Source organism: Pelotalea chapellei, from assembly GCF_018531195.1.
GTDB classification, from domain to species: domain Bacteria; phylum Desulfobacterota; class Desulfuromonadia; order Geobacterales; family Pseudopelobacteraceae; genus Pelotalea; species Pelotalea chapellei.
Genome location: NZ_JAHDYS010000002.1, coordinates 1 through 14,485, shown reverse-complemented (window position 1 = coordinate 14,485; position 14,485 = coordinate 1). Strand labels below are relative to the sequence as shown.

General features: G+C 51.6%; 11 protein-coding genes. 9 read left to right on the top strand and 2 right to left on the bottom strand.

The annotated features are described in order from the left end of the window. Positions 1–7: 7 nt before the first annotated feature. The gene (locus tag KJB30_RS01965; protein ID WP_214296261.1) at positions 8–256 is read right to left on the bottom strand and encodes a hypothetical protein; all 249 of its coding nucleotides are present in this window, start codon (positions 254–256) and stop codon (positions 8–10) included. Between KJB30_RS01965 and hypF the strand changes: the two genes are divergently transcribed. Further along, complete coding sequence (gene hypF, locus KJB30_RS01960; protein WP_214296542.1) at positions 167–2,443, top strand: carbamoyltransferase HypF; 2,277 nt, start codon at positions 167–169, stop codon at positions 2,441–2,443. The genes KJB30_RS01965 and hypF overlap by 90 nt on opposite strands. Before the next feature lie 202 nt (positions 2,444–2,645). Here hypF and KJB30_RS01955 read toward each other — a convergent pair whose 3' ends face one another. Continuing rightward, the gene (locus KJB30_RS01955) at positions 2,646–4,301 is read right to left on the bottom strand and encodes a PAS domain-containing hybrid sensor histidine kinase/response regulator family protein (RefSeq protein WP_214296260.1); all 1,656 of its coding nucleotides are present in this window, start codon (positions 4,299–4,301) and stop codon (positions 2,646–2,648) included. Positions 4,302–4,583: 282 nt separating this feature from the next. Here KJB30_RS01955 and KJB30_RS01950 point away from each other — a divergent pair, with 282 nt between their 5' ends. The 8 genes from KJB30_RS01950 (at position 4,584) to KJB30_RS01915 (ending at position 14,245) form a co-directional block, all read left to right on the top strand. Next, the gene (locus KJB30_RS01950) at positions 4,584–6,293 is read left to right on the top strand and encodes a sigma-54-dependent Fis family transcriptional regulator (RefSeq protein WP_214296259.1); all 1,710 of its coding nucleotides are present in this window, start codon (positions 4,584–4,586) and stop codon (positions 6,291–6,293) included. Between the two features lie 262 nt (positions 6,294–6,555). After that, entirely contained in the window at positions 6,556–7,167 is a 612-nt protein-coding gene (locus KJB30_RS01945; protein WP_214296258.1) for an MBL fold metallo-hydrolase, read from the top strand. A gap of 60 nt (positions 7,168–7,227) precedes the next feature. Continuing rightward, positions 7,228–7,704 carry a chemotaxis protein CheW gene (locus KJB30_RS01940; protein ID WP_214296257.1) on the top strand — a complete coding sequence of 159 codons (477 nt, stop codon included), beginning with the start codon at positions 7,228–7,230 and terminating at the stop codon, positions 7,702–7,704. A gap of 55 nt (positions 7,705–7,759) precedes the next feature. Continuing rightward, entirely contained in the window at positions 7,760–9,433 is a 1,674-nt protein-coding gene (locus KJB30_RS01935) for a methyl-accepting chemotaxis protein (RefSeq protein WP_214296256.1), read from the top strand. Between the two features lie 62 nt (positions 9,434–9,495). Beyond that, a complete protein-coding gene (locus KJB30_RS01930; RefSeq protein ID WP_214296255.1) occupies positions 9,496–11,331 on the top strand; it encodes a methyl-accepting chemotaxis protein in 1,836 nt (611 codons plus the stop codon). 11 nt (positions 11,332–11,342) lie between these two features. After that, positions 11,343–11,684 carry a hypothetical protein gene (locus KJB30_RS01925; RefSeq protein ID WP_214296254.1) on the top strand — a complete coding sequence of 114 codons (342 nt, stop codon included), beginning with the start codon at positions 11,343–11,345 and terminating at the stop codon, positions 11,682–11,684. After that, positions 11,684–12,049 (top strand): response regulator, encoded by a 366-nt coding sequence (locus tag KJB30_RS01920; protein ID WP_214296253.1) that lies wholly within the window; start codon positions 11,684–11,686, stop codon positions 12,047–12,049. Before KJB30_RS01925 ends, KJB30_RS01920 begins: the two co-directional genes overlap by 1 nt. A 78-nt stretch (positions 12,050–12,127) precedes the next feature. After that, entirely contained in the window at positions 12,128–14,245 is a 2,118-nt protein-coding gene (locus tag KJB30_RS01915; RefSeq protein ID WP_214296252.1) for a chemotaxis protein CheA, read from the top strand. The last annotated feature ends 240 nt before the right edge of the window (positions 14,246–14,485 follow it).

Genomic DNA, 14,485 nt, shown 5'->3' with positions numbered 1-14,485 from the left:
TTTCAGGTTAAGCATTCAGGGAGATGTCGTTATTGGCATCTCCCTGAATGCTGATCAAGTCCTCAACCCCACGATCAGGAATATCGATGTTACCAGCATGACGGTGCGGGGATGGATTCCTGGTATGAGTGGCTTGCGTCGGGCCTGCTGAAATAGCCGCCGGAGCATTCCTATTAAAAGAATCAGGATTGATATAGAAGGAATAGTGCAGGGGGTTGGTTTCCGGCCTTTCATATATCGGCTTGCCAACAGTCACAACCTGGCCGGTTGGGTCATGAACACTCCTTCCGGTGTGGTCATGGAGGTAGAGGGTGCCGCGAAAGATGTGGAACTCTTTCGTTGTGCTATCCCGGAACATGCTCCACCATTAGCCCTGATCAGCTCTCTGCTGATCAAAGAAATTACTCCGTGTGCAGAAAGCGGTTTTGTTATCAAGGAGAGTGGCGGATTGGGCAACGAGGTGCAGATTGCCCCTGACTGCGACGTCTGTTCCGATTGTCTCGCCGAGCTTTTCGACCCAAGCGATCGTCGTTATCGCTATCCCTTCATCAACTGCACCAATTGCGGTCCGCGCTACACCATCATCAAAGGCGTTCCCTATGACCGGGGAGCCACCACCATGTCCGCCTTTCCCATGTGCGGCACCTGCCGTAATGAATACCACGACCCAAATCACCGCAGGTTTCACGCACAGCCTAATGCCTGTCCCGTCTGCGGTCCGGTTCTCACGCTACTCGACGGGTACGGGAAGAAATTGGCCGGTACCCCTTTGGACACTGCAATCAGCCTGCTCAAGGAAGGCCGGATACTAGCCGTGAAAGGTCTGGGCGGGTATCACCTGGCAGTCGATGCCGCTAACGATGAAGCTGTACGGGAACTGAGAAGACGGAAAAAACGGGATGAAAAACCCTTTGCAGTAATGTCGCCGGACCTTGCCGCTGTTGCGGGGTATGCCGTTTTTGACGAGATGGAAAAAAAGCTGCTCAGCGGCGTCGAACGCCCGATCGTGTTGCTTTCCAAGCGCGAAGGGAACCGGATTTCGCCGCTGGTGGCACCGAACAACGGCTACTTTGGAGTGATGCTGCCCTACACCCCGCTGCACCACCTGCTTCTCAGAGACAATTTCAATGCTTTGGTCATGACCAGCGGCAATCTGTCGAATGAGCCAATATCCTACACAGACGGCGAGGCCCTGGAGCGACTGGGCGAGCTTGCCGACTTCTTTCTGATCCATAACCGCGAAATCCACACCCGCACCGATGACTCGATCATCAGGGTATTCCAGGGCAACCCCCTTTTTCTGCGCCGCTCGAGGGGTTATGTGCCACGTGCCATTTCCCTCCCGCCAATCAGCAAAAACGTTCTGGCCGTAGGTGCCGAATTAAAGGGGACCATCTGCCTGACCAAGGGAAACCGGGCTTTTCTCAGCCAGCATATAGGTGACCTGCAAAATGCCGCTACCCTGCGCTCTCTGGAGGATACGGTATGCCATCTGGAACAGGTCCTGAAGATCGAGCCCGAGGTGGTGGCATACGATCTTCATCCCGATTATCTCTCAACAGGTTTTGCCCTTGACCTCAAAGGGGTGCCGAAGATCGGGGTGCAGCATCATCATGCCCACATGGCTTCATGTATGGCGGAAAATCGCCTGGAGGGGGAGGTCATCGGGGTCATTTTCGATGGCACAGGATACGGCCCGGACGGGACCATCTGGGGGGGAGAATTCCTGGTGGGTGGATATGCAGGGGCAGCAAGAAAAGGGCATTTCCGCACCCTGCCGCTGCCTGGAGGCGATGCCGCGGTGAGAGAGCCGTACCGCATGGCCCTGTCGTATCTGCATTCCGTGTTCGGCGCGGCGCTCTTCGACCTTCCGCTTGCTTGCATTGCCCATGTTACCGCGGACCAGAGGAAGCTGTTTCTGAAAATGCTGGAACGAGGAATCAATTCGCCCCTCACTTCAAGTTGCGGCAGATTATTCGATGCCATTGCCGCTCTGATCGGTCTGCGTACCAAGGTGTCCTACGAAGGTCAGGCGGCCATTGAGTTGGAGGCACTGGCTGAGTCGGTGTGCTGTGACGATGTCTATCCCTGCCACATTACGGCTTCGGAGGGGAAGTACCTGATCGATTTCAGTCCGATGATCCGCGTTATGGTCGAAGAGATGGCTTCGGAAAAACCGATCGCGGAGATTGCACGTTGCTTTCACAATACCGTGGCGGTCGCCACCGCAGAGATTTGCGGCCTGATTCGAGGGGAAAACGGGATGGATCGTGTTGTTCTCACCGGCGGCGTGTACCAGAATAAACTATTGACCGAGGGGGTAATGGATCTTTTAAAGAAAAACGGTTTTCAGGTCTTTATCCATCGGCTCGCTCCTCCCAATGATGCCGGGATTGCTTTGGGCCAGGCCATCATAGCGGGAAGGAGTTTTCCATGTGTCTAGTACCATGTAACTCTTATTTTTTCGTGCCAAGGCTTCCCCCCTCCCAACCTCCCCCCGCTTGGGGGAGGAGCGCGTTCCCTCCCCTGGAGGGGGAGGGTTAGGGAGGGGGTTTAGATGTTACAGCGCACTAGGAGGTCAAGGCCTAAAGGTTTCCAAAACCTTTAGAATCTGTTGTCGACGACTGAAGCTCAAGGTTTAATTGTCACCTGTCCAGCATTTCTTTAATCTTCTTCAGTAATTCACCTGGTTCTGCCGGCTTCATAATAAGCTCGGCATCTTCTTCAAGATCACCACGACTCCTGATGATGTCTGCACCATAGCCGCTGATGAACAGGAACTTGGTATTTTTCTTTATCCCGGCAATTTCAGATGATGCTTCCTTGCCATTTTTTCTCGGCATGATCACATCCATCAGGACCAGTTTGATCTCTTCCTGATTTTCCCTGAATTTTTCAACAGCATCCTGTCCATCCACTGCGAGAATAACCTTGTAACCAAATTTATCGAGAATAGCCTTCATCAGCTTGCGGATCGGTTCTTCATCTTCGGCCACGAGAATGGTCACATTGCCTGAGGGAGGGAGTTCCTGAACAGCCCCCTCTTTCAGTGCTTCATGGGTGCCCATGACAGCAGGCAGATAGATTCTGAAAGTGGCTCCTTCCCCCGGTGAGCTGTAAACATAGATGTACCCCCCGTGTTGCTTGACAATCCCGTACACCATGGAAAGACCAAGACCAGTGCCGACACCCGCTTCCTTGGTTGTGAAAAATGGCTCGAATATTTTTTCCTGGATATCATTGGGGATGCCGCTGCCTGAATCAGAGACGGATAAAATGGCATAATTTCCGGCGATAACAGGGTATATGTTTTTGATAGAAGCCTCGTCAAGTTCCTTGTATTCAGTTTTAATATGTAATTTTCCACCCCTGGGCATTGCATCTCTGGCATTAGTAGCCAGATTCAGTAATACCTGCTCGATCTGCAAATGATCGACTTTCACATGCAGAGGATCACTGCCGATTGTTATTTGAAGTTCTATATCTTCACCGATCACCCTTCTAAGCATTTTTTCAACATTTGTGACAACGAGGTTCAGGTTAATATCCTGGATTCTCATGATCTGCTTGCGGCTGAAGGCCAGCAGGCTGTGTGTCAGATGTGTGGCTCGGCTCGCTGCCTCAGCTATTTCCCATACGAGTGGCGTCTCCGGTAAGTTCTTGTCCATATCCATTTTCAGCAATGCACAGTAGCCGTTGATGACTGTCAGGATGTTGTTGAAATCATGAGCTATTCCGCCTGCAAGATGGCCTACTGCCTCCATCTTCTGGGCTTGGTACAGCTGTGACTGCAATTTCTCGCGTGCCTCCTCCGACCGTTTGTAACCGGTAATGTCGCGCACTGTAACAATGACGCCGACTATCTCTCCCTGCGCATCCCGCAAAGGGGCTCGTGAAAAAGCCCCCCACGAGGTGAGTTCATTTTTGGGAACGTGAAATGGGTGCATATCAGGTTTAATAGTGTCGCCAGCCAGAACCTTTTCCAGCATATCGATTACGCCATTATCGCGAAGGTGGGGAAAGACTTCCAAGGGATGCCGACCCAGGATGTCACTGGCTGGAGCACCGGTTATACGCTCCATATAGGGGTTCCACACCAGATAGCGCAGATCCGGGCCGTAAACGATAATACCTTCCTGGGCGCAGGCGATTATTTGCAGGTTGAGCTGATTACGTTCTGTGCTTTTTTGCAGCAGAATTTCCGTTGCATCTTTGGACTGTTGCAGTTCTTTGTTCCTGGTTTCCAATTCAGCAAGACGAAGTTGCAACTCTTTGATGGAATTTGTTGTATTGATCTGCATAGTTAGATCCTTTGAAAAATTTGCAATTCTTCAGGCACTCTTTAGCTCTATGTCGCATCTGAAGCTATAGCGTACGCAATAACACAATTCATTGGCTGGTTATATATACAATTTCATATTAAGTAATCGAGCGCCTGGGGAGAGGCTGGCGCTCGACAATAATACCTGCATCATGATTTGGTTGAGTGTGGTGAAGCTGACTTTTGCACTAATGAGAAAAAAATAGTGTAAACAACAAGATTTTTCTTTGACCTCATTAACCAAAATGCATAATTTATTAGCATGATATCTAGTGCCCTTATCGTTGATGACGAACAATCCATACAAAGACTTCTCAAGATGTTTCTTGAGCGTGAAGGTTTTGCTGTCAGGTGCGCATCGACTATCGGTGAGGCCGAGGAAATTCTTAAAGCTGAAAAATTTGATCTGATCATCGCCGATATTTTTATCGGCAAGAGCAATGGTATCGATTTGTTGCGACATATAAAGTCGCTTGACAAAAATGCCCAGGTTGCTCTGATTACAGGACTGCCGGACGTTGAATCGGCCGCCGAAGCGCTCAGACTTGGTGCCTTCGATTACCTGACCAAGCCTATCTCCTTTCATCAGATCATCAGTACCGCTCAGCGCGCCCTCTACAGCAAAAGACTTATCGAAGAAAGCGAGCGTAAACAGGCAAACCTGGATGCCATTTTCCAAAGCGCTTCCGATGGAATCATGCTGGTTGACAGCAACAACCGGTTGATCCAGTTCAACGAAGCGTCCATGCGGTCATGCGGGTACACGGCAGATCAGTTGGGAATGCCCGCCCTGTCCATAAAAGCGGGTTGTGGTGGCACCTGTCGACAAATGCTGGCAGAAGTCCTCAGTGACGGTACTCAGCGTAATCTTCGCCGACTGGAATGCAGGAAAATTAATGGACCAAAGCGGATTATCAGCATCAGCGTCTCCCCGGTTTTCGACAAGAGCGGCACCGTCGATGGCGCAGTGGCTATTATGCGTGACGAAACCGAATTGGTCTCTCTTGAAAAGCGGGTACACCGCCAAAATGGCTATAGCGGGATAATGGGCCAGAATGCGGCTATGCAACGCATGTATACCCTCATTGAGGCGCTTTCCGACGTGCAGACAACTGTTCTTGTCAACGGCGAGAGCGGCACCGGCAAAGAGTTGGTCGCCGCTGCACTGCATCATCAGGGGGTCAGGCGGGATAAGCCCTTTGTGAAGGTCAACTGCGCCGCTCTGTCGGAACACCTGCTGGAAAGCGAATTGTTCGGTCATGTGCGTGGCGCCTATACCGGCGCGGTGAGCGCCCAGGTAGGCCGTTTTCAAAAAGCCGATGGTGGAACAATTTTTCTCGATGAGATCGGCGACATCTCCCCTGCCATGCAGATGAGGCTGTTGCGTGTGCTCCAGGAGCAGGAGTTTGAGCCGGTCGGTGACTCCAATTCAATCAAGGTCGATGTCAGAGTAATCGCAGCAACTAATCAGGACCTGGCTGAGAAGGTCCGGCTCGGCACCTTTCGAAGCGATCTCTATTACCGGCTGAACGTAGTTCGCCTGATCATTCCTCCTTTGAAAGATCGCAGGGATGATATTCCTCTTCTGGTTGAGCATTTTCTGGAAAAGTTCAGCCGGAAGTTCAAAAGGCCTTTGTCAGCCGTATCCCGGGATGTACTTGAGCTGTTCATGCATCATTCCTGGCCGGGGAATGTACGCGAATTGGAACATACTCTTGAACATGCCGCTATCCTATGCCCCTCCACGGTGTTGTCCGTGGAAGATCTCCCCCAGGACTTTATCTCCGCTGTCCGACACCATCCTCACGATGAAGTGCCTGATTCTGCTTTCGAAAAACAACTCACTCTGGCTGAGGCATTGGAAAAGGCAGGCGGCAACAAGGCCAAGGCTGCCCGTCTGCTGGGTGTAAGCCGCTGCACCATCTACCGCAAACTTCAAGAAGATCCAACTCTCCTCGACAACTCTCTGTAATAACTGTCTCATGCGACACTTGGTAGGCATGCATCTGCTACATATATGTCGCATGATACACAATCCGTTTGACTTCGCTTAACCCCTGCCTCCGCATGTCGCATCTCTATCCGTTCAATTCTACAAAGCTTTTAATTTAAATAAGATCAATGGCTGCAGTACGGCACGTAATATGAAGTGGAATTCATTTATGCGAGGAGCACTTATTTAATTAAATTATTTACATCTAAGTGATTCGAATTTTAGAAGTCGTGGATGTGACATGAAAATAATCACGCTGAAAAAAAATAACAAAAAGAATTGCTGCAACTCATACCTGATCCTCGGCAACTTGAACAGTCCCACTACCATTACCACTATGATTGATCCAGGTACTGATGCGTCAATTCTTAAAAAGGTAAAACAGGTCTTAAGTATCTATGGCAATGCGCCGGTGTCCCAGGTGATTCTCACTCATAGTTATGTGGATCAGTCCGGTGGCGCAAAGGCTCTTAAAAGGTATTACAAGTCGAAAACTCTGGCCCTGACCGCCGGGCCTGATATTGATGAACTTCTTCAGGATGGGCAGTCAGTGGATGCAGGCGACGACTGTCTCGAGGTGCTTCATACTCCCAGTGATGTATCTGATTCCATCTGCCTGTATGCACCGTCTGAAAAAGCACTTTTTTCGGGCGACATGCAGTTGCGACTCGCCATGTGGAGAGAAATCTACAGGCAAAATCATATGGATTCACTTTTGAAAATTGCATGCAGAGAAATCCTGACAATTTATTCAACTCATGATGAGCCGGTGATGCGGGGGAGCCAGGGCATGATTCTGCACATGCTGGATAACGTCAGGCGGAATATTTTCATTACAGACAACGAGGCTTGAGTTCAGGCTGCAATTAGTTAACGGGCAAAAAACGTCGCAGCAGAATGAAATGGAGGGAACATGAGCATGGAAACAATGATGGAAACAACCCAGTTTTTGACATTTACACTGGCCGAGGAAGTGTTTGCCGTTGATGTGGCCAGGGTGCGGGAAATCCTGGAGATCACCAGCATCACCAAGGTGCCGCAGGTGCCGGATTTCATGCGGGGTGTGATCAATCTGCGCGGTTGTGTTGTGCCGGTGATCGACCTGCGGCTGAAGTTCGGCCTGGAGGAAACAGCTCAAACCGTCAACACCTGTATCATTGTGGTCGAAGTCGATATGGGGGGTGAGAACATTGTTCTTGGCGCGCTGGCGGACAGTGTTCAGGAGGTGATTGAAATGGAACCCTCCCAGATCGAAGCGGCACCGCACATTGGCACGCATCTGAAAACAGAATTTCTGAAAGGGATGGGCAAGCACAACGAACGGTTCGTCATGATTCTCGATATCGACAAAGTCTTTTCCGGCGCTGAACTGGCCGCGGTTTCAGGATAAGAAGTCCCAGTATCAGTTACCATATCCAGGCAACATACCAATCAGGAGGGTTACCATGCAATGGTTCAATGATCTGAAGATAGGTACCAAACTTATTTCGGGGTTCATTATTGTAGCGTTATTTGCAGGAATTATCGGCTTTATCGGCATTCAGAAAATTCATCAGATAGAAGATGCGGACATAAAACTTTATGAAAAAATCACCGTGCCAACGGCTGAATTACTGAAAATTGGAACCAGTTTTCAAAAAATACGTGTCAATATCCTGTACCTTCTTAAAGCAACTAATACAGCTGAAAAAGAAAAGTATGTACAGATGATTAAAGTTCTGCGTGAAGAAGTGGACAAAGAATCAGAGTCATTTGAAAAAACTATCCTCACAGAAGCTGGCAAAAAAATGTTCAGCGAATTTAAAGAGGAACGAAAGTCCTATTACGCGACTATGGAAAAATTACTGCAATTCTCTTTGGCTAATAAAGAGGACGAGGTTAAGGCAATTATTGATTCCGGTCAGTTGGCAAAGGTTGCAGGGGCTTTTGGCGAAACAATTGACAAACTTGTTGATGCCAAGATAAATCAGGCCAAATTGACCTCCGATGAAAATACAGTTATCGCAATAGCTGCTTCCCGCCTGATGACCATCCTTGCAGTACTCGGCGCCCTGTTGGCAGTAGGCCTGGGCCTGTTCATCACCCGCACCATTACCGGCCCGATCAATGAAGCGGTTGGTGTTGCCAACTCCCTGGCCAGAGGGGACCTGACCATTACCGTTGAATCAAAATCCAAGGACGAAACCGGCCTGATGATGGCTGCCATCAGCCAGATGGTTGAAAAGCTCAAGCAGGTTGTGGGCGATGTCATGACTGCTTCCGATAACGTAGCTTCCGGCAGTCAGGAGCTTTCCTCCACTGCCCAGCAAATGTCCCAGGGTGCCACCGAGCAGGCTGCCAGCGCCGAGGAGATTTCTTCCAGTATGGAGGAGATGGCTTCCAGCATTCGCCAGAACACCGACAACGCCATGCAGACTGAAAAGATTTCCATGAAGAGTTCCGTGGATGCCAAGGAAGGGGGCAAGGCTGTCACCGAGACTGTTGCTGCCATGAAAGAGATCGCCACCAAAATCAGCATCATCGAGGAAATCGCCCGCCAGACCAATCTGCTGGCGCTGAATGCCGCCATCGAAGCTGCCCGTGCCGGTGAGCATGGCAAGGGCTTTGCCGTGGTTGCCTCGGAAGTTCGCAAGCTGGCTGAACGGAGCCAATCCGCTGCCGGCGAGATCTCCGGTCTTTCCACCCGCAGCGTGGCGATTGCCGAACAGGCGGGCGAGATGCTGACCCGCATGGTGCCTGATATCCAGAAGACAGCCGAGCTGGTGCAAGAGATCACCGCATCCAGCAAGGAACAGGATACCGGGGCCGAGCAGATCAACAAGGCCATTCAGCAACTGGATCAGGTTATTCAGCAGAATGCTTCTGCTTCGGAAGAGATGGCTTCCACCTCGGAAGAGCTTTCCAGCCAGGCGGAACAGCTGCAGAGTTCAATCAGCTTCTTCGATATCGGCAATCAACGCCGTACGGCAGCAGTCAGCCGTAAGCCTGGAAAAAGGACCCAGATTGCCCATGCTAAAGGTCCTGCTGCACCTGTCAAACGCAACTCCGAGGGCGGGATAAATTTGCAGCTGGGACAGGCTGGGCCGGATCATCTGGATGACGAGTTTGAGAGATACTGAAACGCAAAATTTCATGGGCACCGGAGTTTTCCTGTGCCCATGAACCCGCATAAAGGAATCGCATGTCTTCCATACAACAATATAATTTTTCTGAAAATGAGATAGGAGAGGTAAACCTCTCAGCCTGGCGCGGGGTTATTACTCCTTCGCTCTCTACGCTGCGTCAGATGGCCGGCACCACGGAAGATGAATTCCTGCAGATCGGCTCGCGAATGCAGTCGTTTTATCAGCGGTCGGTGGATATCTCCCGGATGGCCGGTCAGTTGATGGAGGTTGTATCGGGCGATCGTCTGCAGATGCTGATTGCCCGACTGCAGCAGATCATGACAGCAATGGAAACTTATCTGGCCGATTCCCGTCTTCGCAGCAGCGAGAGTAGCTCAATTCTGGTGCGGGTTCAGGAACTGTTGGAGGAGGTGACTCAGCCGCTGGAGGGTTTTCAGAAAATGAACAAAACCCTGCGCATGTTGAGTATCTCCACAAAAATCGAGAGTTCACGTCTGGGAGAGATGGGCAACGCTTTTGTAAACCTCGCCATGGACGTTGAAAAGCTTTCCCATCAGGTTAATGACAAGTCCGCGGCCATACTTAACCAGCGTCAGATCCTGGCCTCCACGATCACTTCCAATCTTGCGGCGGTCCGGGCCAGTGAAAAATTACAGGACAAAGAACTGCGTATTTCCGTGGCGTCAACCGCTGATAATCTTCAAGAGCTCATTGCGGTTAATGACCGTTGTACCCGTTTTGGGTCAATGGTCGCGGCGGTCTCCAGCGATGTCATTGCGGACATAGGGGAAGTCGTGGCATCCCAACAAACCCATGATATCACCCGCCAGCAGGTGGAACATGTGGTGGAGGCTCTCGAGCGCCTGATCAATAATCTGGATGCCACTGATACTGAGAGTCCGGGGGAGGACCAGCTCAGGAAGTTGGTGATTGAATGTGGCGATGTCTGCGAGCTGCAGGAAGCTCAGCTACGTTTTGCCTCAACAGAGCTGTATGCCGCTGTCTGCGCCATTGTGGATAATTTGCGCGACATAGCCCGCAAACAGAATGCAATTGCTCAGGAAACCCTGACTGTTGCCGGAGTGGCTGACGCCGGTGGAAGTTCGTTTGTGGATGCGCTCAGGCAGGGGGTTACATCAGTTACCACGGTGCTGACAAAATGTGCCAGAACGGATCATGACATGGCGGTTACCATGCAGGATGTGGCTGGTACGATTCAACAGATCACCTCTTTTGTCGGTGATATTGAGTTCATCGGAACCGAAATAGACCTGATTGCGCTTAATTCCCAGATCAAGGCGGCTCACACCGGGCATGAGGGGGCTGCCCTGGGGGTGCTGGCCGAAGCGATCAAGCGGCTTTCCGATGAAGCGGGACGGCAGACGGATCTGGTTTCCTCCACACTGAACAATATCCACACGGCAACCGGTCATCTTGCGGCAGAAAACAGTACCGACGAATCAGGTTCCGCTTCCGACATTTCTGCAATAGAACATGAACTGGCCGAAATTTTGCCAACCCTGGCTGCCATGAACAATGACCTTTTCTCCCTGCTGGCGGCATTGAGCGAAAATGTCCAGTCCCTGACCCTGGATATTGAACAGGCCACCGCCGAAATCGACGTTCATGAGCGGACCCGGGAGATGGCCAAAGGGGTGCTTGAAGGCCTGGAGTTGATCGTTACCCAGGCTCGTCGGATTGAACCTGCCAGCAGTGAGTTCAAGCAGAACCTCCTTCACATGGAGCAGCGCTACACGATGGAAAGCGAACGGCACATCCACGAGGCGATAGCCCGAAAACGGGGCGGTCAGGTTGCTGCAGCAGAGCAGGTTGATCTCGGGAACCCTTCGGACAGCGACTCTGAGTTTGGCGATAACGTTGACTTGTTTTGACAGGAGAGATTATGAACAGTTCTTACCGTGAAGACGGTTCCATCGTCATCGCCAGTGGTGATCGTCTGACCATAGAAAATGCGGCGGAATTTGCCCGGCTGATTCGTGAAGCCCTTGAGGTGGTCCAGCATGTATCTGTGGAGTTTGATGAGGGGGTCGTTCTGGACATCACCGGCATTCAGATCCTCCGTTCGGCCTGCAAAACCGCCGCCGCCAGGGGCAAGATATTTTCATATCACTGCCAGCAGCTCCAGGGTCTCGGTGACATGATCACTTCCTGCGGTTTGGAAAATCGCCTTGCATGCAAGTACAATACTGATGCTACCTGCATCTGGTCCGGAGGAACACAATAATGGCAAAAGTAATCATGACGGCTGATGACTCGGCCAGTGTGCGGCAGATGGTGGCATTCACCCTCAAACAGAACGGTTATGAAGTTGTCGAGGCAGTGGACGGTCGTGACGCTCTGAACAAGTTGGGTGCGCAAAAAGTCGATATGCTGCTGACTGACTTGAACATGCCCAACATGGATGGCATCGGCCTCATCAAAGGGGTACGTGCCGGGGCGCTCAACAAATTCATTCCAATCGTCATGCTGACCACGGAATCCCAGGATTCCCGCAAGGCGGAAGGGAAAGCTGCCGGTGCCACCGGCTGGATCGTCAAGCCGTTCAAGCCGGACCAGTTGATTGCGGTGATCAAGAAAGTCTTGGGATAACAGCGGGGACCGGGAAAGGCTGGGACTGGGGATCGGTTAACCCCGAACTACTTGAATCACGAAGCAGAGGTGCACTTTATGATGGAACAGGCAATGGCAACCTATCGCGAAGAAGCCGCTGAGCTGCTGGCAGAACTGGAGACTTCGTTGCTCGATCTGGAGGAGACTCCGGATGATGATGATCTGATCAACCGCGTGTTTCGGGCTATGCATACCATTAAAGGCTCCGGAGCCATGTTCGGATTCGATGAAATTGCCGCATTTACCCACGAAGTAGAAACCGTCTTCGATCTGGTACGTAACGGCAAGATGGCAGTCACCAAACAGCTGCTGGACCTGACCCTTACATCGCGGGATCATATCCTGGCTCTGCTGAATGATTCAGGAATAGCCGGTGAAGTTGATCGCAGTCGGGGAGACGAGATCATTTCCGGCTTGCGTCTGCTTGTGCCGAAGGCAGACATGGTGGAGGTAGCCTCCGACGTACCCAATGTTTCCGCGCTCTCCATGGCGGGTGAAGAACCAGCTGATGAGAAAACCTGGCGGATACGATTCCGTCCCGCACCGGAAATCCTGTTGTGCGGCACCAATCCAATCTCCCTGATCAATGAATTGCGGGGGCTGGGAGTATGCTATGTCATCGCCCAGTTTGATGAAGTTCCGCTGCTTGACAGCCTGGTCCCTGAACATTGTCACATTTACTGGGATATTATCCTGACCAGCACCCGAGGTGAAGACGCCATCCGGGATGTTTTCATCTTTGTGGAGGATGATTGTGATATCAGGATTGAGCTGATCGACAGCGGCAAGATCGATCCTGACCAGGATTACAAAAAGTTGGGAAATATCCTGGTGGAGCGTGGAGACCTGTCGCTGGAGGAGATGCAGAAGGTCTTGCTGCAGCAGAAGCGCTTCGGTGAACTGCTGGTGGAACAGGAAATCGTATCGCCGGGAAAGGTTCAATCTGCCCTCGTGGAGCAGCAGCATGTAAAAAATGTCCGCAAAGAGCGCAGTGAGGCCCCCCAGGAAGCAGCAGCCAGCATCCGCGTGCCTGCCGAAAAACTGGATCAACTGATCAACCTGGTGGGCGAAATGGTCACGGTCCAGGCCCATCTTTCCCAGGTTTCCATGGCCGGCAGAGATTCCACGTACATTGCCATTGCCGAAGAGGTCGAGCGATTGACCAATGAGTTGCGGGATACGGCCCTCAACATTCGCATGCTCCCTATCGGCAGCACCTTCAGCAAGTTCAAGCGCCTGGTGCGCGATCTGTCTCAGGAGCTGGGAAAAGAAATCGAGATGGAGACTTTTGGCGCTGATACGGAGCTGGACAAGACCGTGATCGAGAAGTTGAACGATCCGCTGGTGCACATCATTCGCAACAGCATCGATCATGGCGTCGAAATGCCCGAAGCCCGTCTTGCTGCAGGAAAATCATCAACCGGCACGGTCACTCTGGGAGCGGAACATTCCGGTGATTCAGTGCTGATCACCATTCGCGACGACGGCGGCGGTCTCGATCGCAACGCGATTCGCGCCAAGGCAGTTGAGCGCGGACTGCTCAATGCCAATGCCGAGGTCTCTGACAAGGAGATCTACGCCCAGATTTTTGCACCAGGCTTTTCAACCGCCACTGCGGTGACAAGCGTTTCCGGCCGCGGTGTCGGAATGGACGTGGTCAAGCGCGGAATCGACGGACTGCGCGGCTCGATCGGTGTGGACAGTGTGCCGGGAGTCGGAACCACGATCACCCTAAAGATCCCGCTGACCCTGGCGATCATCGACAGTCTGTTGGTCAAGATCGGCACCGATCATTTCGTCCTGCCCCTGGCGACGGTGGAGGAATGCATTGAGCTGACCAGCGCAGATGTGCTTAATTCTCATGGGCGTCATCTGGCCAATGTACGCGGAGCCATCATTCCTTATATACCTTTGCGAGAGCATTTCATGATTGCAGGAGAGCGTCCCGATATCGAGCAGATTGTGATCGCCAATATCCATGACACCAAGGTAGGTTTTGTGGTCGATAAGGTGTTGGGCGAGCATCAGGCCGTGATCAAGTCCCTGGGTAAGATGTACCGGGATGTGAAGGGGCTTTCCGGTGCCACCATACTCGGGGATGGCAACGTGGCGCTTATTCTGGATATGGCGGTTTTGCTGCAGAACATCGAGCAGCAGGAAAGAGAATCATTGTAGGAACCGGATCGTTATCACACAAAGGCGCAAAGACACGAAGGAAAAGCATGCCCGGACCTTTAACTCTCTCTTTGTGCCTTCGTGGCTTCGTGTGAGAATAATGTTGTCCTGAATTATTTTCTGGAAGAATCATGAAGTGTCGCAGAGCCACGACAGCCGGAACAACATCGAGCAGCAGGAAAGAGAATCATTGTAGGAACCGGATCGTTATCACACAAAGGCGCAAAGACACGAAGGAAA

Excerpts from the sequence above, each read along its gene's own strand:
- KJB30_RS01955 (WP_214296260.1), bottom strand. The coding sequence starts at position 4,301 with ATGCAGATCAATACAACAAATTCCATCAAAGAGTTGCAACTTCGTCTT.
- KJB30_RS01950 (WP_214296259.1), top strand. The coding sequence starts at position 4,584 with ATGATATCTAGTGCCCTTATCGTTGATGACGAACAATCCATACAAAGA.
- KJB30_RS01945 (WP_214296258.1), top strand. The coding sequence starts at position 6,556 with ATGAAAATAATCACGCTGAAAAAAAATAACAAAAAGAATTGCTGCAAC.
- KJB30_RS01940 (WP_214296257.1), top strand. The coding sequence starts at position 7,228 with ATGAGCATGGAAACAATGATGGAAACAACCCAGTTTTTGACATTTACA.
- KJB30_RS01935 (WP_214296256.1), top strand. The coding sequence starts at position 7,760 with ATGCAATGGTTCAATGATCTGAAGATAGGTACCAAACTTATTTCGGGG.
- KJB30_RS01930 (WP_214296255.1), top strand. The coding sequence starts at position 9,496 with ATGTCTTCCATACAACAATATAATTTTTCTGAAAATGAGATAGGAGAG.
- KJB30_RS01925 (WP_214296254.1), top strand. The coding sequence starts at position 11,343 with ATGAACAGTTCTTACCGTGAAGACGGTTCCATCGTCATCGCCAGTGGT.
- KJB30_RS01920 (WP_214296253.1), top strand. The coding sequence starts at position 11,684 with ATGGCAAAAGTAATCATGACGGCTGATGACTCGGCCAGTGTGCGGCAG.
- KJB30_RS01915 (WP_214296252.1), top strand. The coding sequence starts at position 12,128 with ATGATGGAACAGGCAATGGCAACCTATCGCGAAGAAGCCGCTGAGCTG.